A 23,914-nucleotide genomic window follows, 5' to 3' on the forward strand; every position below is an offset into this window, starting at 1 on the left:
GTAGAGACGCGCCATGGCGCGTCTGGGAGCAAATAACAGAATGAACAATCAACGATCAACAAAATTTACTCCAGGTTCAACTGATTGATCACTTCTTGAACAATTACCTCTGGAGATTGGGAAGCGTCAATGTGGATGGCTTCAGCGGGAGTCGGTTCTTCTAAGGTTTCAAACTGACTTTGTAGCAGGCTTTCTTTCATAAAGTGGTTTTGCCGATGTTTAAGCCGTTTATAAATGAGTTCAAAGCTACCTTGTAGGTAAATAAACTGGACTTGTGAATCTTGAATCTGTAAAACTTGACGATAACTTGACTTGAGCGCTGAACAGGCTAATACTGTATTTTTACCTGCCATTATCCACCGATCAATGGCTGATCGCATCACCTCTAACCAGGGTTGTCTGTCTTGATCGTTGAGGGGTATTGCCTGTTTCATTTTCTCTTTGGCGACTTGAGTATGAAAGTCATCAGCATCCCGAAATTGCCATTCTAAGCGTTGAGCTAAGGCTTGACCTACCCTAGATTTGCCAGAGCCAGAAACTCCCATTACAATTATAATCATTTCTCAGTTCATTGACGGGCTGCGGACGTTTTAAATTCGCGTCTATTCTGAATAAGCTGTCATGCATTTACATAGGGTATTAGTAGCAAGGAAGATGCAAAGCCTGCGGCATGGCTTCGCTAAACGCACTACAATATTTTCGTCATTACTGACATTTAAATGCTGAACAGCTTAATTGATAATAATTATAAACATTATGGGAAAGGGCGCATCGCGATGCGCCCCTACTGGGTTGGATATCCAGTCTTTCCCGTTCCCTGATTTCAATCACCAGAATAGCACCCTGAATCGTGGTGATTTTCCTAACGTGCTGAAGTCGCATAGTTAACCCCAAGGATCATGTTCTTCGCCAATCATCCGATTCGCGATCGCTCTCCATACATACGCCAAACCTGTTCTGGATAATAGGTTAGTCTGAGCGATGATATAGTCAGCCAGATGACTGGTGGCGGATATGACAATTAACCCCGATTCTTGACCCAGTAACCGTTCTACCAGTTCCGCTTTTTCCTCTGTTGATAGGGTATTCGCTGCTTGCCAAACGGTATCTACAGGACTAGACTGATTGTTCATTGGTATTATGTCGCGTTCATACATCGTTTTACTGTTCCTCATACAACTAGGAAGATTATAGGAATCATACCAGTTCTGATGAAACCGTGGATCTACGTAAAAATGAAAGTTATCGGTGAGAGCATACTGTATAAATTACGGAATTACTCCGGCTTAATCGGTAAACTGACGATAAACTCTGAACCTTGACCCAGTTCTGAAATTACCTTTATTTTTCCCTGATGTTTCTCAATAATCTGATAGGATATAGCCAAACCCATCCCTGTGCCTTGTCCAACGGGCTTGGTGGTGAAAAAGGGGTCAAATATTTTAGGTTTTATGTCTGGAGGAATCCCCGAACCTGTATCCTGAATTTTGATTTCAACGTGATCAGAATTAACGTGCTGGGTTTGAATTAAAATCTGTCGTTTCGCCAAACCTGATTCAACAGTCAGTTCATCGATGGCATTATTGATAATATTCATAAACACTTGATTAAGTTGGGCTGGATAGCACTCAATTAAAGGAATTTGTCCATACTGCTTGATCACTTTAATAGTCTGAGTCAGACGAGAATTTAAAATCAAAAGGGTATTATCAATTCCTTCGTGAAGATCAACTCGTTTCATTTCTGCCTCATCGAGGCGAGAGAAGTTTCGCAAGGATAAAATGATTTGGCGAATGCGTTCACTTCCCACTTCCATGGAGTTCATAATTTTGGGTAAATCGTCGCGGATAAACTGAAAATCCATGTCGTCAAGCTTTGTTTTAATCTCCGCTGAAGGCTGGGGATACTGCTGCTGATAGAGATGTAAGAGTTCGAGAAGATCATGGGTATAATCTTGGACATAGGTCAGATTGCCATAAATAAAATTAACCGGATTATTAATTTCATGGGCAAGTCCAGCCACCATCCGTCCCAAACTAGACATTTTTTCACTTTGAATCAGTTGCACTTGGGCTTGCTGTAAGTCCCGAATTTGTGTAGCGACTCGTTGAATCAGATGATTCAGGGATGTGGCTAATACGCCGATTTCATCCTCAGTTGTCACGGCGGCTTGTAAGTTAAAATTGCCCTCCTGGGTGGCTTGTTCGGCGACGCGGGTGACGGATTGAATTGGACGGGCGATCGCACGACTGGTATAGATGGCTAAAACAGCAGCAATTCCTATCGATAGCATCATACTCCCCGCAATGATGCTAGCCCGTAATATCTTGGCTTCTTTGAATTTCGCCTTTGCCTGCTGTTGTTGAATTTCCGTTAAGCGAACAACTTCGTCTAAATTGGCGGAAATTGTTTCAAATTGGGGAATTAATTCCTCCTTCAAGTTTGTCAGCAAAAAGGACTTAATGCTTTGAGCCTGAGTAATCGTAATTGTTTCCGAATTGATTTTTTCTAAAAGAGAACGAACGGTTTGCTGATATATATCTAACCCTCGATCACAATCATTCAACAGGACTGTAGATTTTTTAGTATAATTAGAATAACTAATAGGTAATTCGCGATTATTGCTTAAATGGGTCTGTAATTTTGACAGTTGGCTATTGGCTTTGATTAAATTTTCGTTTAATTCAATAATGTTTTCAACCTTGATAGTCTGATTTAGGGATAAATATTTTAATCGCTCTTGGTATAATATGATATTAAAGAAGGATTGTTCTAAATCCTCCATCAGTTCTAGGCGTTCCTGAGTGATTTCTAATGACTCTCTGGCGCGGTCATCATAATATTCTCCCACGATTAATCCTGTCGCTGTCCCCAAAACAGCAATACTCACCGCTAAAAAATAGCCAGAACCAATTTTTTGATGAATACTCCAACGACGGCTGATACGATTAATCCAGAGTCCAGGATTAGCAAACCGAGGAAAGCGACGCGCTGGTGGGGAAGGAGTCGCCACACCTGGAGAATGAGAAAGAATGCCCGATTCTGAGTGATGCATAAGGTAAATGCGATACTGCCAGTGTTTTACTATAGATAAAGCACCCTTTGCCTTTCCAAGGTAAAATTTTTAGATGTCAATCCTGTGAATCTGGTGTTTCAGTCATTCGTCATTCGTCATTCGTCATACTCGCTATCGCGAGAAGCAAGCTACGTCATTTATCATTCGCCCTCATCTTCCCCATCTCCCCCATCTCCCTGTTTCCTGTTCCCTATAACTAAACCGCTAAAAAGCGCTGAATCACCTGCTGACTCAATTCGCTGGTTGAACCTGATGCGACAATACCTCCCTTCTGCATGGCGTAGTACCAATCCGCTTGTCGTACAAAATGCAGATGCTGTTCCACTAGCAACACAGAAATCCCTGTAGACTTGACAATCTGGCGGATAGCGGCTTCAATTTCTAAGATAATCGAAGGTTGAATCCCTTCGGTGGGTTCATCCAACACCAATAATCGAGGTTTTCCCATTAACGCCCGCGCGATCGCAAGTTGTTGCTGTTGTCCTCCACTTAAGTCTCCACCCATACGAGATAGCATGGATTCTAACACGGGGAATAAGCTGAAAATTTCTTCGGGAATCTCGGTTTTGTTCCCTCTACCCCGACGACAGGCTTCCAACCCCAGCAAGAGATTTTCTTTTACCGTTAAGCGCGGAATAATCTCCCGCCCTTGGGGAACATAACCAATTCCTAATTTTGCCCGTTGATCGGGGGATTTATGGGTAATCAGTTGCTCGGCTAAGGTAATTGTACCTGTTCGAGGTTTAAGTAACCCCATAATCGTTTTCAATAACGTTGTTTTGCCTACGCCATTACGTCCAATCAGGCAAACCATTTGTCCGACGGGTACACTTAAATCGACATCCCGCAGGATGTGACTTTCGCCATAGTAAACATTCGCATCCCTAATTTGCAGCATTAGCTGAGTTGAAGATTGATGATCGATTTTAGATATTACTTGCTCAGTTTGACTCATAGCTAGAAGCGATTAATTGGTATTCTTAGTGTAGTGCAGCATCGCTCAAACATTATTGAGGAGTGTTAAGTTTAGGAACTATCTCAGAGCATCGCTGGGTGTAACCACAGTTCGCGATCGCAAGACGTAAAAATTATGCCCTGAACGTTGTTTCAGAGTCAATTATAGCGGCAGATTTAGATATTATGGGGGCATATTTAGGCACAATTTTAGGGGCGGGTTTAGGGACTAAATTTCGCTATTCACCGATAACATTTCAACAAAACCCGCCCTCCCCACCGATAACTGAACTGGTATTATAGGTTGAAGCTTTTATAAAGAAAACTTTTAAGTTCAAAGTTTAAGATTTGATTTTGTAAATATGATGGAATTTTGACAGGGCAGCAGCAGTTCCTGGAAAAGCCCAATTTGACGTTGTTATTTGGCTGTAGTATGATATATTAAAAAATGTGTAGTCTGTTAACATAGGCTAATTGTAGCTAATTTGCAAAAATGCAGGCTTTAAACCCTTACTCTGGCGTCATTTTGTTGGCTAGCGTCGGCAAAACTAAAAAAATACAAGCATACCCCAATGACAAAATTTTTTGATCTTATTCAGAAATAAATTTGACAAAAAACACATTTTATGTATTTAATCCTCAATCACAACGACTTGGAGGTATCTGTTTCCAAGCGATTCACCACAGCTTCCGGTAAATCCAGAAGCGTCACTAGGTCTTTATAGGCTGCTGCTTCTTGTTCATTAATCGTCGGTTCATTAGGCGTGCGGGCGCTAACATTAATCACCTCATACCCCAACTTCAGAATTAACTCCCGTTCTTCAGGACTTTCAATTTGAGCCACCAACTCATCAATATCAACATGAGCGCTTAAATAATCCCGCAGTTCTGTTTGTAACTTCTTCTGTTCTTCACTATCCGTCGAAAACAATTGACTCAAGCGAGCAATAATTAACTCCGCTTCTTCGGGCGCTAAATCCCCATCAGACCAAGCCATTGCGGTCACAATTCGCAACAGTTTCATTTGATGGGCGCTAATCGAGGACTCTCGTCCCAAATACACTTCCACCACACGGGGGTCATTATGCACCTCATCAATACTTCCTTCACATAACACCGAACCTTCATGCAGCACCGTCACCTTACGGGCAATCAACCGCACAAATTCCATATCATGTTCAATGACAATAATTGAATGACTCTCGGCTAAGTTGATCAGCAAGTCAGCAATATTTTCGGTCTCTTCATCAGTCAACCCAGCCACAGGTTCATCAACCAGCAATAAATCAGGGGATTGCGCCACCAACATGCCAATTTCTAACCGTTGCTTTTCCCCATGGGAGAGTAAATCGGCTTGTAAATCGGCTTTGGGAACTAAACCAATTGTTTCTAATAACCCTAACACCGTGCGTCGTTCCGATGCAGCAGGACGCCCAAACAGCGTTGAAAAAACATTTTTACGGCGATTACAGGCTAAGTCTAAATTTTCTCGCACTGTTAGATTTAGGTAAACTCGCGGGGTTTGAAATTTACGACCAATCCCCATCCGCACAATCCTATCTTCCGATTTACGCCGCAGATTGCGTCCTTTAAACAGGACTCGTCCCCTAGTTGGCTGGACTTTTCCGGTGATCACATCGAGGAACGTGGTTTTTCCTGCACCATTGGGTCCAATAATCACCCGTAATTCTCCAGTATCCATACTGAAGTTAAGGGTGTTGAGTGCCTTAAAGCCATCAAAACTAACGGTTAAATCTTCAATTGATAATATCGGTTGATTCATATAGCATTTTTATTTGAGTCGTAAACACAGGAACCTGGTAAAAAGGCAATGGGCAATAGGCAATAGGCAATAGGGGAAAAAGAGAGGGAGTTTTGTTGAAAGCAAAGAAAAGACAATCTAGATGCACATTTCATTTGAAAACGCTATAGTTGGCAAACGTTTAGCTAACCCAGGACGAAGGACAAATGACGAAGGACAAAGGACGAACGACTAATGACTAATTTCCTCTCGTTCTCGCTGTACCTCTGGGTCTTCTTCTAAACTGGGATAAGTAATTACTTCTTTTCGCTTCCCAAATAGACTCAGCAACGCCGGATATCCGGAATACCGGCACCACCCGACAATCCCACTCGGTAACACCGTCACCACCAGCAAAAATAATCCCCCTTGGAAAAATAGCCAACTTTCAGCAAAGTTTTCACTAAAAAGGCTTTTGGCAAAATTAACCACCAACGCCCCTAGAATTGCGCCCACGAGTGTAGCACGACCACCAACCGCCACCCAAATCACCATTTCAATCGAAAAGGCAATATCCATCGCTTTGGGTGAAATAATCCCCGTTTGCAGCGTAAACATCGCCCCCGCGATTCCCGCCAACCCCGCAGAAATAGCAAAGACTAATACCTTAAATCCGGTGGGATTGTACCCCGAAAACCGCACCCGATTTTCATCATCGCGAATCGCCACTAGCAAGCGCCCAAAACGACCCTGAGTCAGCCAGCGACATAAGGCATAAGAGACTACCAGCAATAGAATTGTAATGGTATAAAATATAAACTGGGTTCGGCTGGCATTCACATCAGCCCCCAGTAAGGTTTGGTAATTGGTCAAACCATTCGTACCGTTAAATAGTTTCTGCTGGCCATTGAAGAAATTGAAAAATACAATCGTCGCCGCTTGGGTGAGGATGGAAAAATAAACACCTCGAATCCGGTTACGAAAGACAAGATAGCCAAACAAGCCCCCGACGATAGCCGGAATAATAATCACGGCAAAGACAGCAAATCCAAAGGAATCAAACGGTTGCCAAAACCAGGGCAATTTCTCCACACCGTAGAGAGTCATGAATTCCGGCAAACGATCGCCTTCCAAGGGGGCTAATGTCAAGTGCATTGCCAACGCATAACCGCCCAAGGCGAAAAAGATGCCATGACCCAGACTTAAAAGTCCGGTATAGCCCCAAATCAAGTCAATTGCCAAGGCTGCGATCGCCAATGCCAAAAATCGCCCCAACAAGCTCAGGCGAAAGTCAGACAGCGCCAACGGCATGACAATAATCAGCAGCAGGGCGATTAGAGTAACCACACCCACTTCAATCAGCAGCGATTGACGACGCTTGCGCCGTCGGTCTAGTCCGGGAATTTCAATTACTGAGTCATTTGTCATTGGTCATTGGTCATTTGTCATTGGTCATTTGTTTCCCTATTGCCTATTGCCTATTGCCTTATAGTTCATAGGATCGTCCTTTCTGTGGAAAAATCCCGCCCGGTCGAATTTGCAGGAAAATGATAATTAAGGCAAATACCATCACCCTTGCCATACTGGTGGTGGAAAAAAAGGTAAAAAACTCAAATAACGGCTGAATCGGTTCAAAAATTAAAGCCAGTATGCCCGAACTAATCAGATAATTCATCGTCCCAATCGCTAACGCCGCCACAATCGAACCCACCAATTTACCAACGCCGCCAACCACCACGACCATGAATGTATTGACGATATAATCCTGACCCGTATTGGGACTCACTGAACCCAGTAAACTAATCGCACAACCAGCGACTCCAGCTAAACCTGAACCAATAGCAAAGGTTAACGCATCAACCTTACCCGTAGGAATTCCTAAACAAGCACTCATACTCCGATTTTGAGTCACGGCGCGAATCCGTAATCCCCAAGCTGAACGCTGTAAAAATAGGTAAATTCCCGTAATGCAAAGAATAGTTAGCCCAATAATAAATAATCGGACATACGATAACTGAAAACTGCCTTCCGGTAACTCCACCATCCACCCTCCCCGTAACCAGGTTGGCGCGGTTACATCGACACCTTGAGTGCCAAACCAAGGCTTCGTTAACGCCAAGTCGGAGGTTTCACTCAAAACCTTGCCAATCGTAAAGACAATTCCTAAGGATAGGACTACCATTGTTGGTATTGCCCAAGAACGAATCCTTGGAAAATCTGCCCGACGAGACAGCACCCACAGCGCCCCAAAAAACAGCAGGCAAAATAGGGCAATGCCAATCACCATCACCCAATTTACGCTACGGACAAACTGCTGCAAAATTAAACTAACGCCCCAGGTTGCCAGCAAGGTTTCCAGGGGACGCCCGTATAGAAACCGGATAAACCCCCGTTCCAGAATCAATCCGACAAGGGCGGTTACCAAAAACGCGATCGGTATGGCAAATAGGATATAGGTTTCAAACCAAGGTTCTCCCAGAGACTTGAAACCATTTTGGACAACAAAGGTCGTATAAGCACCCAGCATCATCAACTCCCCGTGTGCCAAGTTGATCACACCCATGAGTCCAAACACAATGGCTAATCCCAGCGCTGCAATTAATAAAACAGCGCCATTACTGATCCCGCCATAGAGACTACCTAACAGTCCTGCTAGCACAATTTTCTACGTTGATTGTTGGTCAGGAATGACAAAGGACAAAGGACTAATGACTAATGACTGACTTATACGTCTTTCAACTTATATTTACCCCCCTTACTTGGATCAGACCAATCACAACCTAATCCCTTAGTATCGGCAACAAATTGATTCCAGGGAACGGGTTCAACAGCCGCTTCCGTTTCGTTGACAATTTCAAATAAACCATCCTCTCCCACTTTTCCAATCCGTACCACTTTTGAGAGATGATGGTTAGGATTCATCGTAACCATCCCTTCTGGGGCTTCAAATTTCTGACCATAAGCCGCTTTGCGAACCGCCTCTAAATCATCAGCCGTTCCTGCTTGTTCAACCGCTTGCTTCCACAAGTAAACGCCAATGTAGGCAGCTTCCATCGGGTCGTTGGTCACTCGGTCTTCACCATATTTTGCCTTAAATGCCTTGACAAATTCCTGGTTTTCTGGTGTGTCAACCGTTTGGAAATAGTTCCACGCCGCATACTGATCTTTCAGGTATTCTGTACCAATTGCCTTGACTTCTTCTTCAGCAATACTCACCGACATCACCGGATACTTATCTGGGGTTAACCCTGCACCCTGTAACTGTTTGAAGAAAGCCACATTACTATCACCATTGAGGGTATTAAAAATAACTCCTCCGTCTGGTAACGCCGCGCGGATTTTAGTAATAATTGGGGTAACTTCTGTATTTCCCAGAGGCAAGTAATCCTCGCCAACGGTTTCGCCACCCAGTTCTGCAAGCTGTGCCTTAATAATTGTGTTGGCGGTTTGAGGGAACACGTAGTCAGAACCAATCAGGAAGAATTGTTTACCCTTATTCTCCAGCAACCAATCCACGGCTGGTTCAATCTGTTGATTCGGAGCCGCGCCTGTATAAAAGATATTGTTAGAACACTCCTGACCCTCGTACTGCACAGGATACCAGAGCATATGTTTTTTCTCTTCAAAGACGGGCAATACCGCCTTGCGGCTAGCCGACGTCCAGCAGCCAAAAACGGCAACAACCTGATCTTGGTCAATTAGCTTTCTGGCTTTCTCAGCAAACGTGGGCCAATCTGAAGCACCATCTTCCACAATCGGTTCAATCTGCTTACCCAGGACACCCCCAGCAGCGTTGATTTCCTCAATGGCGAGTTGTTCGGCATCCACGACGCTTTTTTCACTAATCGCCATTGTGCCACTCAGGGAATGGAGAATCCCGACTTTTATCGTGTCTCCATTACCACCAGCCGCCGCCGAGTCAGAGGTTGTTGCCTCTCCTGTGGTATCCGGTGCTGGCGGCTCACTACAGGCTTTGAGGAGAATACTGGTGCCTAATGTGGCGGAGCCATAGATCAAAAATTTGCGTCGCCCTAATCGTCTAACCATTTGTATAAATATTCCTCGGCTAATTCCGTGGGTTGATAGAGATAAACAAGGTTAAGCTGTGATATTAGAGCGAGCTTATCTGAGGAATTGTTATTTTTAATACAAAATTGCGAGACGAGGCAGATGAATCAGAGCGCTCAGATGACTGCGCTGTAGGGGCGCAAGCCTTGCGCCCATTCGGGAAGATGGCTGAGATGGGGAAGTCCGAAAAAAAGTTGAACACAAATTAAAAGTTGTGCTAGTATTAATAACTGTGAACGAAATGGGTCGATGCCCGAGTGGTTAATGGGGGCGGACTGTAAATCCGCTGGCTTTGCCTACGTTGGTTCAAATCCAACTCGGCCCATCACATAACTCTAATTTTTAGAGGGTATGTGTACTAGAAGCGTCCATATAAATATGCCCGTGTAGCTCAGTGGTAGAGCACACCCTTGGTAAGGGTGAGGTCACGAGTTCAATCCTCGTCACGGGCTTTTTGCAAATCTGTATTCTCGTTGGTTTCGTAGTTGATGGCATAGGGAACAGCCTTGGTTGTGGTTAAGAGAATATCCTGTCATGATTAACTCAACCTGAAGAACATTTCGATACAAAAATAGCAAAGCACTCAAGGCTTGGCGCGTGAGTAGAAACTGTAACTTGACGATCAACTGCAAGATGTGTTGAGATGGGATCAAAAATAGTGAATTTTCTGCACTCCCCTATCGTAGGGATGGTTTTTGCTTTTGCAGGCGTCGATATCGCTTAATCCAATTGAGATAATTTGGCTCAGTGCGGTAGAAATAATCCTTGATGCGAATGACCTCACGAAATGGGTACTCTTACAAAGAAAGAAGGAGTTCCACGTTAAATTTTGATTGCTTTCACAAAACTCTTCACCTCTCCATTAATGACTAAAGGGATATACCGAAAATGCCTCAAAATAGTCGATTGTTAGATTTAAATAAAAACCTTCAACTCCTTTATGAGAAATTGGCAGCCATGGAGCGTAGCCGTATTACAGCATATGATGCTGAAGCAAAAATTTCTATTGAAATGCGAATTAGGGAAGAAATTATTCCAGACATTCGTCGCTACGAAGCAGAGTATTGGCAAGTTCTATCTCAAGAATTCAATGCGTTGTCTATTAATGAAATAGAAGCAAATAATGTAATTATTGAAGTGACTCAAACAATTGAGCAAATAACTAAACATCAGACTAGCAGATATCCAGATGAGATAATTCATCTACTTCTTGAGATTCGAGATAAACTGAGAGAACCAGATAAATCTTCTACTGCCAAATTAAAAGCTACGCTTCCGCTATTGCCCCCTTTTGTATCTTACGAAATTGAATTTGGTACACAAGATATACTTCAGCAATTTTTCCCCACCTTCAGTCGTCTACTGAATAAAACAAAAAAAAAGTAGTTGACCTCATTACGGATTGTCCGTATCGAGGTTTGTCAGCATTTCGCTTAGAAGATGCAGATGCTTTCTTCGGCAGAGAAGTTTTTTTGGAAGGTTCAGAACGTGCCATCGGGTTGGTAAATGCTGTTCAGCAATATCCAATAGTTGGTGTAATTGGCTCTTCTGGTAGTGGCAAATCCTCAGTTATATTCGCTGGTTTGCTTCCGAAGCTACTTATCAAACAAGAGTGGCTGTGGATAAGCTTTAGACCGGGCAACCGACCCTTTTATAATTTATCCTACCAACTTACTAGTCTACTTTATTCTAAAAAATCTGAGGTTGATATTCTCAGAGAGAATAGTAAGTTAGCTAAATCCCTAAGGGAGCAGAAAATTCAACTAAGTGACGTAGTAGAGCATATTTTACGAAAGCTAGAGAGGAATATCAAATTCCTGTTAATTGTCGATCAGTTGGAAGAACTTTATACACTTTGCCAAAGTACTCGTGACAGAGAGTGCTTTTTACAGCAGCTTTTGAGTTCAGTGGAATTAGCTGCTCCAAGAAGTGAGGTGAAACTACATATTGTTTTTACATTAAGGGCTGATTTCTATGGATATGTCCTTGCTTATCGTCCTTTTAGAGATGTTTTGCAACAATACCCTCCACAGTTACTAAGTGGGATGACTCGTGAAGAGATGAGACAAGCCATTGAGTGTCCTGCTATTCAGTTAGGTATCAAGTTGGAAGAGAAGTTGGCAGATCGTATTTTAGATGATGTTGGAGAAGAGCCAGGAAATCTTCCTCTAATGGAATTTGCTTTAACCTTGCTTTGGAGTAAGCAACGGCGGGGTTTGCTAACTCATGTGGCTTATAGCCAAATAGGAGAAGTTAAGCAAGCACTTGCTAATCATGCAGAACAAATTTACACAAGCCTTTCAGTATTTGAACAAAAATCTGCTCAGAAACTATTTTTACAGTTAGTACATATATCTGAGAATGCTCTTGATACAAGAAAGATAATAACCCGATCTGAAGCTTCTAATTGGGATTTAGTAACTTATTTGTCTAGCCAAGAAGCTCGTTTAGTGGTGACTGGGTGTAACCAGGAAACAGGTGAGGAGACAGTTGAAGTAGTTCATGAAGCATTAATCAGAGGATGGGAGCGATTACGTCAATGGATACTTGCTGATCGGAAGTTTAGAATTTGGCAAGATAATCTCCGATCTATAATTAGCCAATGGTTAAGAAACAGTAAGGATGAGGGGTCACTTTTGCGTGGACAAGCTCTTGCTGAAGCTAGGGAGTGGTTTCATGTTAGGAGAGCAGATTTTGCACTAATCGAAGAAGAATACATTGAAGCGAGTCTAATTCTACTGAGAAAAGAACAGAGAATTAAAAATGCTCGAAGAAGGCGAACTATTATAGGTCTTATCGTTTTTTCTATCATTGCTTTATTGCTTTCTATTGTTGCCACTATAGGATGGTCAAATGCTTCAACGGCTCAAGCAAATGCAGAAGTTATTTCTCAGATTGCCAATGCCGAAACTATGTTTGCTTCGGATCAAGAAGTTGAAGCTTTATTAAATGGTATAAAAGCTGGTATTTCTCTGAAGAGATTAAGAAATTCCGGTAAAGCAAGCAAGCAGGCTCGAGTACGTACCTTAACTTCTTTAAGAGAAATTGTGTATGGTGTTAAAGAAAGCAACCGCCTTCAAGGTCACAGTTCAGAAGTGACTATGGTTGATATTAGCCCAGATGGTAGCCAGGTTATTTCCTCTAGCTTAAATGATGTAAAGCTTTGGAAGCTAGATGGCACTTTACTCAGCAGCTTTCAGGGGGGAGTAGTATTAGGAAATGGTGGCGCCAAATGTGTTGAATTTAGTCCTGATGGTAAAACTATTGCATCAGGAGGCAATGGCATCGTTAATTTATATGAAATCCAGACTAAGAAATTAATTCGATTGAAACATAGTGGTCTTGGAATCCTAATTCGTGATGTAAGTTTTAGTCTTGATGGGAAAATAGTTGCTTCTGCAGGTGCTGATGGTACTACTAAGGTTTGGAGTCGTGATGGTAAGTTAATAAGTACTTTAAGTCAGGGTAATAAAAGTATTGAGGTTGATAGTGTAAGTTTCAGTCCTGATGGTCAAACAATCGCAACTGGTAGTGGTGATAGTACTCCAAATAAAATAGATTCTGTGGTGAAATTATGGAAACGCGACGGAACATTTATTAAGAGTCTATCGTTATCTACTATGGAGTCAGAATACACCGAATGGGTTCCTGTAACATTTAGTCCTAATGGTCAATTGATTGCTACTGCTGCTGGAAGTTCTGTGCAATTGTGGAGTTCAGATGGCTCTTTACTACACAGTATGTCTGGACATTCTAATGGAATTAGAACAGTGGCATTTAGCCCTGATAGTCAAATTATTGCATCAGGTGGTTATGACAATACCATCAAACTTTGGAGAAGTGATGGGACATTGCTTGACACTCTCAAAGGACATAATAGTTTTATAACTAGTTTGCGTTTTAGTCCTGATGGTGAAGAACTTGCATCGTCAAGTCAGGATTCAACTATACGGATTTGGAAAATAAAAGGGCAACCTTTAGAAACATTAAGTATTCACCCTCGCTCTTCTAAGCCTTTTTTGACAACACAATTTTTTGGCTTATCTCCTGATGGAAAATTGATTGTAACAACAACTGATAATGTTGTTGCAGTTTGGAAAATGGATGGTTCCTTGGTAACCAGGATAGCACCAAATATTGAAGTAACTAGTTTGAGCTTCAGTCCAGATGGTAAAATAATTTCTATTGCTGGAATTAGCGGTAATAGACAGCATAAAGTTCAGTTATTAACCAATAATGGAAAGCTCATTTCTGATTTTAACTGGAAACTTAAAGAGACTAAAAACAATAAACTAGAAAACAAGAATACGGATAATTATTTTCAGGATGATGAGACTATTCCTAAGCTAAGTGGTAATTTTGAGTCAGAAGCAGATTATGATAATGGTCCTATTACTATATTTTCTCCTAATAAAAAGAGGATATTTTCATTTGGTGGTGATGATATAGTACGTATATGGAGCTATGATGGAAAGCTACTATCGCAATGGGAAGATCACAGAGCAGGAATAGGAGCTTACATTGGGTACGACAATAATACATCGCTCCCTATTATTGCTCGGCTTATTGAAAATTCACCTGCATCCTTTGCTGGCTTGAAAACTGGTGATCAAATAATTGAGATTGACGGTATATCAACGAAAGGACTAAAACCAGAAGAGATATCTTACAAAACTCCTCTACACAAGGTCTTAAACCGAGTGGGGGAAACAGTCAGCCTGAAAGTCTTACGTAATAAAGAGAATCTTACTGTCAAAGTTACATCTGTCAGAGCTAATATAAGTCCTAGTGATGTATGGACTAGTGGTGTGATTAGCCCTCGCAAGAACTTGATTATCCTAGGTAGTAGAAGCGGTATTATTAAGATATTTAAACTTGACGGCACTTTATTAAAAACATTTAATGGACACACGGAATCAGTATCTGATATTAGCATTAATGAAGAAGAAACTATAATAGCTTCTACTAGTACACGTACTTTTAATGTACCCTTTCATAAGGGATCTCTCAAACTTTGGGAGATTGATAACGATTCTGTAATTGGTCAAACTATTTCTGAAACCCAAGGTGGTTTTGCTAGTGTTAGCTTTAACCATGACGGCGATTTGATAGCGGCAGCGCCAAATCGAGAAGATAGTTTTATTGAAATGTATCAAATTGATGGAAGCTTAGTTGGTAAGATTGGGGAACAGAAGACTTATACAAAGCTTCAATTTAGCCCTGATGGTAAAACTCTTGTTTCTGCTGGGCGGCATCCATTTGTAATATTATGGAATTTTGACTTGGATGAGCTTTTGAGCAAGGGATGTAGTTGGCTTGAAGACTATCTCAATACGAATCAAACTCTTAGTCAAGCTGACCGAAATACGTGTCAAAAGATTATGAAGTGAGATTATATCAATCAATTCGTTGAGAACATTAGTAGCGAACAGTGGTCTAATGTTAACATCCTGTTTATGAAACTACTCATAGTCCTGAATACGTTTACTGGTGGTTATCCTTACGTTACGAAGACAGCCGCTTGAATGAAATTGGTACGGCACAACCAGCACTGAACGGACAGCACGTTACCGCGCTTTTCACGTTTATGGAATACAAAATTGTATCGGCTTGCTTTTCAGCGCAATGATCGTCTGTAGTCTACTAACTTGAAAACTGCTGTAAACAGATCCCGATTTCTTTGCCACCCCTTCTTGAACAACGCCGCATCGTCGTGTAACTCCTGACTACTTGTAACACAACCTAGTCTTCTTCACTCACCCGATTCAACTTCTTTTCAAGCACATCTAGCCGTTCGTCATGGTTGCGTAGCATAGTACGAATCTCCTCTAAATCGGCATTAAGACCAAGCACTGTATTTTTACCCAGATATTGCGCTAACGCCTCAAGCATGATCTGGGTTTTGGTTATTTGTTAAAGATGTCATTTAATTTGGCAATCGACAAGGGCAGAAGGCACAAGGCAGATAAACTTGGGATAGAGGATACTATCGCTGCTCACTCCGCAAAATGTTTAAACGCATCTGGAACCGCCTTTTTCAAGTCATCATCGTGCTTCTGGGGTTGTGGCTAGCCTGGGATTTGCTGGCTCACCTGGTTGCGGAAATTTTATGGTTCATTGAGCTTGACTATTTGTCGGCGTTCTGGTTACGCTTGCGGACTCAGCTAGGTTTGTGGGCATTTGTTGGCTGCTTATCCGCCGGATTTTTACTCAGTAATTTGTTTCTCGCCAATCGGCTGAAGTATCCCGCCGCTATCGCCAAGGAGGTTGGTAACCCCACTAGGATACCTGCGGGGACTACTCAACTCAATCCAACCCTACCAAAGACTCCTACACAAGACTCTAAACCCTTCAACCTGGAAAAAGGAGCGTTAGCGCTGCGGTTAGGATTACTCTTGCCCATCGTACTATGCCTCGACGTACTCGTGGGGATTATGCTACTCCATTATGGCGAAGTGGCTATCTCCCTGTGGCAACCTGATTTTAATTTACCCAGTGTCACCCCACCCCTACCAACACCTTTTGATTGGAGTTCCATACACGATGTATTGTTACGGCTGCTGGTACAGATAATACAACTCATTGTTTTAGTTATCATTGTCATCGCATTGGTGGTTAATTCCCAATTCTGGTTAACGGCGATGGCTGTTGTTTTTTCAGTGGTTTTTGCCTTAGTGGTATCCGGACAATGGGGCAGGATTTTGCAGTATTTCCAGCCAACCGCCTTTAATGCGAATGACCCTTTATTTGGCACAGATATTAGTTTCTATGTCTTTAAACTGCCAGTGTGGCAACTATTGAACTTTTGGCTGGGGGGGCTGTGTCTGTTTGGTTTAGTCGCCGTAACCTTAACCTATTTAGTATCTGGAAATAGCCTGTCTCATGGGCGGTTTCCCGGATTTTCTGATCATCAACTTTATCATTTACATGGATTGGGTTCCTTGGCGATGGCGACGGTAGCGTTCCATTATTGGCTATCGCGCTATGAACTGCTGTATTCCACTCGTGGCGTTACCTATGGTGCTAGTTATACCGATGTTAAGGCACAGTTACCGATTAATACAGGGTTAAGTATTTTCGCCCTGGGGATTGCTTTATTTTTACTCCTGAGACCGATAATCGGGTTTAAGTCGCTGCACAGAAGTGGCAAGGGAACACTCTCCCTACTGGGATTGTATGTGATGATGGTCGCGATCGCAGGCTGGCTAATCCCGGCGACGGTGCAACGGTTTGGTGTGCAGCCGAATGAACTAGAACGCGAACGTCCCTATATTGAACGCAGTATCAAACTGAGTCGAGCGGCGTTTGATCTGGATAGTATTAATGTAGAAATCTTTGACCCCGAAGGCGAACTCACCAGTGCTGATTTAGATGAAAATGTTTTAACGATTCGCAATATCCGCCTCTGGGATGCTCGTCCCATCCTGCAAACCAATCGTCAGCTACAACGTATCCGTCTCTACTACGAATTTCCGGACGCTGATATTGACCGCTACAGGCTACCGTTAGAAGTGACTGGTGTTCCGCCTTCCTTTGCGGGAGAAGAAGGCGATGAACTAGAAGCAGAAGACACAGAGACTTCCCTAACTGTACCCACACCCGGTTTCACGATTGAAAAGCAACAAGTGATTATTGCACCGAGGGAATTATCCTACGAATCAGTACCCGAACAAGCCCAAACCTGGGTTAACCAACACTTAGTTTATACCCACGGCTATGGCTTTACGATGAGTCCTGTAAATCGGGTGGGTAGTGGCGGATTGCCTAACTATTTTGTTAAAGATATTGGCACCGGTGCTGATCTCGGAGTTGGCGGCGATTTATCCACATCTAGCCAACTGATTCGCGAAAGTATTCCGATTGGGGCACCGCGAATTTACTACGGACAACTCACTGAAAATTATGTAATGACTCCCACTAAAGTGCGGGAATTCGATTATCCCAGTGGTGAGGATAATGTTTACAATACCTACGATGGCAATGGGGGGGTTCAGATTAGTTCACTATGGCGCAGGCTGTTGTTTGCCGAGTATCTCAAAGATTGGAAGATGTTGTTTACGGACAACTTTACGCCGGAAACCAAGGTATTATTCCGCCGCAACATCAACCAACGGATTCGGGCGATCGCGCCGTTCTTACGGTATGATCGCGATCCGTATATTGTCAGTGTTAATCCTCAGGGTGGGGAAGTAGAAACGGATCAAACCTATCTTTACTGGATTGTTGACGCCTACACCACCAGCAAACATTATCCCTATTCTGACCCTGGTGATAATGAGTTTAACTATATCCGCAACTCAGTTAAAGTCGTCATTGATGCCTATCACGGCACGATTACATTCTATGTTGCCGACCCCGACGATCCAATTATTCAAACCTGGACAAAAATTTTTCCCAATCTATTCCAACCCCTAGACGCCATGCCTCCGGCGCTGCGGCGTCATATTCGCTATCCGGTAGACATCTTCAGTGTTCAGTCGGAACGGTTACTCACCTATCACATGACTGACCCCCAAGTATTTTACAACCGGGAAGACCAGTGGCGAATTCCCCAGGAGATTTACGGCACGGAGTTGCAACCTCTGGAACCATACTACCTGATTATGAAACTGCCAACGGCTACAAATGAAGAGTTCATTCTCCTTCATCCCTTTACACCTCAGGCACGTAATAATTTAATTGCTTGGTTGGCAGGGCGTTCAGATGGTGAGAATTATGGCAAATTACTCTTATATCAGTTTCCTAAACAAGAACTGATTTACGGACCTGAACAAATTGAAGCCCTAATTAATCAAGATCCGGTCATTTCTCAGCAAATCTCACTGTGGAATCGTCAAGGTTCACGGGCGATTCAGGGGAATCTGTTGGTGATTCCGATTGAGCAATCCTTACTTTATGTCGAACCGCTTTACCTGGAAGCCGAACGCAATAGCTTGCCTATTTTAGCGCGGGTGATTGTTGTTTATGAAAATCGCATTGTCATGGCGGAAAGTTTAGAAAAGGCGCTGGAGGGAATCTTTCAGGAACCTGAACAAGAACCCGCCCCCACGATTATTCGTCCCCTAGAGGAACCCCCTGTGCCGTTAGAGGGGGGATAACCAAGGCAGAAGGCAGATAGGGGCTGCTGAATAAGTCTTGTGGTGGGGTAGAGAGCAGGGGTAGCAGGGGTAGCAGGGGTAGCAGGGGTAGCAGGGGTAGCAATGGTACATTTTCCCTGATAGTGGTGCAAGGATATGAAATTCAGCAAGCCCTACCTACTGAACCGCCTTGTAGGTTTTAAATCCACCCGTGAGATTGTGGGCATCAAACCCCTGTAACCGCAACGCACGGGTGGCATAGTATGCCCGTTGACCGACTTGACAATAGACGGCAATTTTCTGGTCTTTAGGCAATTCATGAGCGCGATCGCGCAATTGTGTCAACGGAATATTCAACGCCCCCTCAACATGACCCGCTTCAAATTCGCCAATTTCCCGAACATCCAATAGCAGCGCCTCATCGTCCGCCAACTTATCCCAATGAATAATTGGTGCATCACCGCGTAACACATTCGCCGCCACCATTCCCGCTAAATTCACCGGGTCTTTCGCCGCACCAAACTGAGGCGCATAACACAATTCCGCCTCCTCCAAATCAAACACTGTTGCCCGATTTTGCAGCGCCATGGCAATCACATCCATGCGTTTTTCTACCCCTTCTTCGCCAACGGCTTGTGCGCCAAGGATACGACCCTCTTGAGGAGAAAAAAGTAACTTCATATCAATCGGTTTTGCCCCTGGATAATAACCCACATGATGACCCGGATGCAGATACACCTTCTCATACGCCATTCCTACCCGCTTCAGGGTTTTCTCACTCGCCCCCGTCGCCGCTACAATTAACCCAAAGACACCACAAACCGTGGTTCCTTGGACGCCGCGAAACATGGTATCCCGTCCACAAATCGCATCCGCCGCCACTCGTCCCTGGCGGTTCGCTGGACCAGCTAAGGGGATTAACATCCATTCCCCCGTTACCCAGTCGCGCACTTCTACAGCGTCACCTACCGCCCATATATGTTCATCATTGGTTCGCATCTGTTCGTTGACTCGAATCCCACCGCGATCGCCAATATCTAATCCAGCATCCTTCGCCAGTTTAGTTTCTGGACGCACGCCAATGCCTAAAATAACTAAATCGGCTGGATGCTTTTCTCCGGATTTTGTCGATACAATTAATGTACCTTCACGGGTTTGCTCAAACCCAGTTACCCCATCACCTAAGCGTAACTGTACCCCATTTGCCGTTAAGCGATCGTGAACGGGTGTTACCATTTCGGGATCAAGGGGAGGCATGACTTGCGGTAGCATTTCCAGTAACGTTACAGCAATTCCCCGCTTGACTAAGTTCTCCGCCATCTCCAAGCCAATAAATCCACCCCCGACAATGACCGCTTGCTTCACCTGACGTTCAACAATCCAGTTCCGAATGCGACGGCTATCAGGAATGGTGCGTAGGGCAAAAATCCCCGGTAGGTCAATTCCCGGTAAGGGTGGACGCACAGGAGAAGCGCCTGGTGCCAGGACGAGGGCGTCATAGCGTTCTCGGTATACTTGTCCAGAGTTCAAGTCTTTGACGGAGATTTCTCTGGCGTCTCGGTCAATTTCCAGAACTTCATTCTCCAGCCGCACCTCAATATTAAAGCGCTGTTTGAACAGTTGTGTATTGGCAACCAGGAGTTTTTTCTCGTCGGTAATTACATCTCCCACGTAGTAAGGCAAGCCGCAATTGGCAAAGGAGACAAAAGACCCGCGATCAAAGATGATAATCTCAGCCGACTCCGACTGACGGCGAGTTCGCGCCGCACAGGATGCGCCTCCGGCAACACCACCGATGATCAGAATTCGTTGTTTTGTGTTCATAGCTGACCCTTTATGTTTTGAACGTTTTACCTTAAAAGGCTTTGATAAGGGAGTAGCAAATTATATTGCTCGTTATTTAAATAGTGATTTACTCAATTATACAGTGCCTTTCCTGGAATAGAACTACGACTACATCCAAATTTAATTTTTAATAACTATTTATCGATATAGTGGTCTTATTTCCGGTGGATTTCCTCGGTTCGGTTTATTCTCGATCAGAGGAACAAATCAAAGGAGCAGACTCACCCGTGGTCAAAATCGTCACCATAAATATTTTGTTTGAAATGGACCGATGGGAACAGCGACGGGAACTTTTGGCAGCCGGACTTAAGGAACAACAGGCGGATCTGATTGGGCTACAGGAGGTAAAGTTACCGGAAGATACCAGTGCTTGGTTAGCTAAGCAGCTAGGGATGCCCCACGTCTATTTGATACCGTACCAAAAACCCCATCAAGCCCAACCCAAATATGGGGCTGCCATTTTGAGCCGTTATCCATTCCTACAGCAGGCGGAACTGGATCTGCAAGGTCAGGGGCGCAAAGCGCAGTATGTGCAAGTCGAAGTGGAGGGTCAACCCTTAATCTTGTGCAATGGGCATTATTTTTGGTCGCCCGGTTCCTCTCCCGAACGAGAAAAACAGATTCGGTTACTCCTGGATTGGTTGGGTAAATTTCTGCCAGAAATGCCTGTGGTGGCGGTGGGTGATTTTAACGCGAGTCCGGGTACTCCGGAAATTAGTCTGATGCAATCTCAATTTACGTCAGCGTATGGGGCGCACCACGGACATGAACCAGAGTATACTGCTCCCACTCCCCTATGGCGCGGCTGGCGACGGATGCTACGTTATGCCCTAAGTAACTGGAAGCGCTACGGTAGGTTGAGACATGAGCGAGGAACACGGGATTATATTTTTTTCAATCAATATTTGCGTGTGCAAGACTGTCAACTTATTCTGACTGAACCTGCGCCTGATGACTCTACGCTGTACCCATCTGACCATTTTGGTTTGGCGGCTCAATTGGAATTTTTAGGTGGGGAAAATTAAAGTTAAAGATGGGGATTGTCATTGGTTATTTGTCATTTGTCATTTGTGATAATTGAATGGTTAGGTCGGGGCGGGTTTAGTTATATCAGGGTGAACACGAAACGTTAGTGGTAAAACCCGCCCCTACAAAAGATGTTTCATCAGAACGTCTCAGCTTCCCCATCTTCCCCATCTCCCCCATCTTCCCCATCTCCCCCAGCTTGCCCTGCTCCCCCAGCTTCCCCTGCTACACCAATCCCTGCCCTTTTTGGGCAAATTCATCAATAGTTTGCTCAGATAAATTGTGAGTCGTCATCGCATTCAACATCTCCAACGGAAGCGTCAGATGATCCGCCCCAGCGATTAAAGCCCCCGCCGCTTCTTCTGGTGATTTGAGACTTGCGGCTAAAATCTCCGTGGGACTATCTTTGAGGATAGCTGCCATTTCTCTAACCAACACCAAACCATCCCCTAGTAAACGAGTGGCGCGGTTTACATACGCGATCGCATATTTGGCACCGGCTTCTGTTGCAACAGCAGCTTGGGCGGCGCTGTAAATGGCGGTGACTGAACAGGGAATCTCTGGGAATAGATGGGCGACAACCTGAAATCCTACGGTTGTTGCTGGAACTTTCAACACTGTTTTATCCCCAATAATCTCAAACGCTTTTCGTCCTTCTGTTACCATCCCCTGAAAGTCGGTTGCCATGAGTTGATAATACAGTTCTCCTGGGCTAATTGCCGCGAGTTGTTTCAGGGTTTTTTCTGGTGGTAAATCACTTTTGGCAAGCAGTGTCGGATTGGTGGTGATTCCCTTGACCCATCCCCATTTCTCTACCGTTTTCGCTTCACTGACTAATGCCGAGTCCAAATAAATCATGATCGATTTTCCGTTATTTAAGGGACTTGCGGAAAAAATAGAATATGTGCCAACTGCACATCCAACTGGGTTAAGCGATCGCGTAACCTGTATAAGGGCGAACCTCTGGTGGCTGAAACCCTAGCACGATATCCGATGGAGGAACACCTGCGGCAACGAGTTCTTCGGTAATGCCATCTTCGATACCATCCCGTTGAATCCAGATTTTACCATCAATAATCTGAACATGGGTAAGGCAGCCGTGGACTCGGCGTTTTTGTTGCCAGCCTACATCTAACAACAAAAAATGGTTGCGATCGCGATCGACAATCAAATATTCATCTATTTTTCCGTAACTATAAGGAATATCGGCGTGTTTTTTTAGGACGTTTTCGATTGTCTCTCGATAGAACTCTAGGCGATCCATTGCACAACCTCCTTGGCTTGTCTCAGCGTTAAATTACTGTATGCCATAAATAAGCTTAGGTTGTAGCCATCTCAATCCTAGCCAGTTGTGGGAATATAGGATAATAGGCGATAGGATCTAGGGATAGAGACATCAACAGACTAGCGACAACGGCAATCTATGGTTCAAACGAGCTTCCAGCAAGAGTCTTTACCCCCAGCGCTTGAAAGTGGCGATCGCTTAAATCGTTATGAATTTGAGCGTCGTTATAACGCGATGCATTCTCTCCAGAAAGCTGAACTCATTGAAGGAGTCGTTTACTTGCCTGCTGCACTGCGTTTTAGAAGTCACGCTGAACCCCATGGAAATCTGATCGGCTGGCTATGGACTTACAAAATTTCTACGCCTAGAGTTGAGTTAGGAGATAATCCAACGGTACGGTTAGATTTGGATAACTTACCCCAACCCGATGCTGTATTGTTAATTGATGAAAATGCGGGTGGACAGGCGAGACTTAGCGAAGATGATTATATTGAGGGTGCGCCAGAATTGGTAGCAGAGATTGCGGCTAGTAGTGTGGCGATAGACTTGCATGATAAAAAACGGGCGTATCGTCGCAATGGGGTGCAAGAGTATATTGTTTGGCAAGTGTGTGAACGGAGGCTTGATTGGTTTTACTTGCAGCAGGGTGAGTATGTATCTTTGCCCGTGGATGAAGGGAATGTGATCCGGAGTCGAGTGTTTCCCGGATTGTGGTTAGCCGCTGATGATTTGTTAGCCGGAAATATAGGGAGGGTGTTGTCGGTGTTGCAGGAAGGTTTAGCTTCGGGAGAACATGCAAGGTTTGTAGAACAATTGGTGTCATAGCATTTTTAGAGTTAGAT

The 23,914-nt window shown here is 43.9% G+C and carries 18 protein-coding genes and 2 tRNA genes; 7 read left to right on the forward strand and 13 right to left on the reverse strand.

All coding sequences use genetic code 11. The features are described 5' to 3' along the window. Positions 1-65: 65 nt before the first annotated feature. The 9 genes from RID53_RS29065 to urtA form a co-directional block, all read right to left on the reverse strand. The gene (locus tag RID53_RS29065) at positions 66-560 is read right to left on the reverse strand and encodes a gluconokinase (protein WP_446391409.1); all 495 of its coding nucleotides are present in this window, start codon (positions 558-560) and stop codon (positions 66-68) included. A gap of 145 nt (positions 561-705) precedes the next feature. Beyond that, entirely contained in the window at positions 706-882 is a 177-nt protein-coding gene (locus RID53_RS29070; RefSeq protein WP_446391410.1) for a hypothetical protein, read from the reverse strand. Between the two features lie 2 nt (positions 883-884). Continuing rightward, positions 885-1,133, reverse strand: a complete 249-nt coding sequence (locus RID53_RS29075; RefSeq protein WP_446391411.1) for a hypothetical protein — start codon at positions 1,131-1,133, stop codon at positions 885-887. A 143-nt stretch (positions 1,134-1,276) separates the two neighbouring features. Next, entirely contained in the window at positions 1,277-3,055 is a 1,779-nt protein-coding gene (locus tag RID53_RS29080) for an ATP-binding protein (protein ID WP_446391412.1), read from the reverse strand. 217 nt (positions 3,056-3,272) lie between these two features. After that, positions 3,273-3,974, reverse strand: a complete 702-nt coding sequence (gene urtE, locus RID53_RS29085) for an urea ABC transporter ATP-binding subunit UrtE (protein WP_446391444.1) — start codon at positions 3,972-3,974, stop codon at positions 3,273-3,275. A 699-nt stretch (positions 3,975-4,673) separates the two neighbouring features. Continuing rightward, the gene (urtD, locus tag RID53_RS29090; RefSeq protein WP_446391413.1) at positions 4,674-5,813 is read right to left on the reverse strand and encodes an urea ABC transporter ATP-binding protein UrtD; all 1,140 of its coding nucleotides are present in this window, start codon (positions 5,811-5,813) and stop codon (positions 4,674-4,676) included. Positions 5,814-6,023: 210 nt separating this feature from the next. Continuing rightward, on the reverse strand, positions 6,024-7,199 hold the full coding sequence (urtC, locus tag RID53_RS29095) for an urea ABC transporter permease subunit UrtC (protein WP_446391414.1): 1,176 nt from the start codon (positions 7,197-7,199) through the stop codon (positions 6,024-6,026). A gap of 58 nt (positions 7,200-7,257) precedes the next feature. Then, positions 7,258-8,430, reverse strand: a complete 1,173-nt coding sequence (gene urtB / locus RID53_RS29100; RefSeq protein ID WP_446391415.1) for an urea ABC transporter permease subunit UrtB — start codon at positions 8,428-8,430, stop codon at positions 7,258-7,260. A 65-nt stretch (positions 8,431-8,495) separates the two neighbouring features. Then, entirely contained in the window at positions 8,496-9,818 is a 1,323-nt protein-coding gene (urtA, locus tag RID53_RS29105) for an urea ABC transporter substrate-binding protein (RefSeq protein WP_446391416.1), read from the reverse strand. 264 nt (positions 9,819-10,082) lie between these two features. Between urtA and RID53_RS29110 the strand changes: the two genes are divergently transcribed. From RID53_RS29110 to RID53_RS29125, 4 genes are all read left to right on the forward strand, one after another. Continuing rightward, a tRNA-Tyr gene (locus RID53_RS29110) sits at positions 10,083-10,164 on the forward strand. A gap of 55 nt (positions 10,165-10,219) precedes the next feature. Next, positions 10,220-10,291 (forward strand) — tRNA-Thr (locus RID53_RS29115). A 436-nt stretch (positions 10,292-10,727) separates the two neighbouring features. After that, positions 10,728-11,225: a hypothetical protein gene (locus RID53_RS29120; protein ID WP_446391417.1), complete on the forward strand. Its 498-nt coding sequence runs from the start codon at positions 10,728-10,730 to the stop codon at positions 11,223-11,225. Positions 11,226-11,257: 32 nt separating this feature from the next. Further along, the gene (locus tag RID53_RS29125; protein ID WP_446391418.1) at positions 11,258-15,229 is read left to right on the forward strand and encodes an nSTAND1 domain-containing NTPase; all 3,972 of its coding nucleotides are present in this window, start codon (positions 11,258-11,260) and stop codon (positions 15,227-15,229) included. Between the two features lie 352 nt (positions 15,230-15,581). Here RID53_RS29125 and RID53_RS29130 read toward each other — a convergent pair whose 3' ends face one another. Beyond that, the gene (locus RID53_RS29130) at positions 15,582-15,731 is read right to left on the reverse strand and encodes a hypothetical protein (protein ID WP_446391419.1); all 150 of its coding nucleotides are present in this window, start codon (positions 15,729-15,731) and stop codon (positions 15,582-15,584) included. Between the two features lie 116 nt (positions 15,732-15,847). Here RID53_RS29130 and RID53_RS29135 point away from each other — a divergent pair, with 116 nt between their 5' ends. Next, positions 15,848-18,937, forward strand: a complete 3,090-nt coding sequence (locus RID53_RS29135; RefSeq protein ID WP_446391420.1) for a UPF0182 family protein — start codon at positions 15,848-15,850, stop codon at positions 18,935-18,937. A 156-nt stretch (positions 18,938-19,093) separates the two neighbouring features. Here the strand turns inward: RID53_RS29135 and RID53_RS29140 are convergent, their stop codons facing one another. Beyond that, entirely contained in the window at positions 19,094-20,740 is a 1,647-nt protein-coding gene (locus RID53_RS29140; RefSeq protein ID WP_446391421.1) for an FAD-dependent oxidoreductase, read from the reverse strand. A gap of 170 nt (positions 20,741-20,910) precedes the next feature. On the opposite strand from RID53_RS29140, the gene RID53_RS29145 reads away from it, so the two are divergent. Then, positions 20,911-21,786: an endonuclease/exonuclease/phosphatase family protein gene (locus RID53_RS29145; RefSeq protein WP_446391422.1), complete on the forward strand. Its 876-nt coding sequence runs from the start codon at positions 20,911-20,913 to the stop codon at positions 21,784-21,786. A 226-nt stretch (positions 21,787-22,012) separates the two neighbouring features. Here the strand turns inward: RID53_RS29145 and RID53_RS29150 are convergent, their stop codons facing one another. Beyond that, positions 22,013-22,645, reverse strand: a complete 633-nt coding sequence (locus tag RID53_RS29150) for a transaldolase family protein (RefSeq protein WP_446391423.1) — start codon at positions 22,643-22,645, stop codon at positions 22,013-22,015. A gap of 70 nt (positions 22,646-22,715) precedes the next feature. Further along, positions 22,716-23,051: an element excision factor XisI family protein gene (locus RID53_RS29155; protein ID WP_446391424.1), complete on the reverse strand. Its 336-nt coding sequence runs from the start codon at positions 23,049-23,051 to the stop codon at positions 22,716-22,718. Positions 23,052-23,210: 159 nt separating this feature from the next. On the opposite strand from RID53_RS29155, the gene RID53_RS29160 reads away from it, so the two are divergent. After that, positions 23,211-23,897, forward strand: coding sequence for a Uma2 family endonuclease (locus RID53_RS29160; RefSeq protein WP_446391425.1), 687 nt, complete (start codon positions 23,211-23,213; stop codon positions 23,895-23,897). Positions 23,898-23,914 lie beyond the last annotated feature (17 nt).

The sequence above is a fragment of the Coleofasciculus sp. B1-GNL1-01 genome, from assembly GCF_040220235.1.
In the GTDB taxonomy this organism is placed as follows: Bacteria; Cyanobacteriota; Cyanobacteriia; order Cyanobacteriales; family Coleofasciculaceae; genus Coleofasciculus.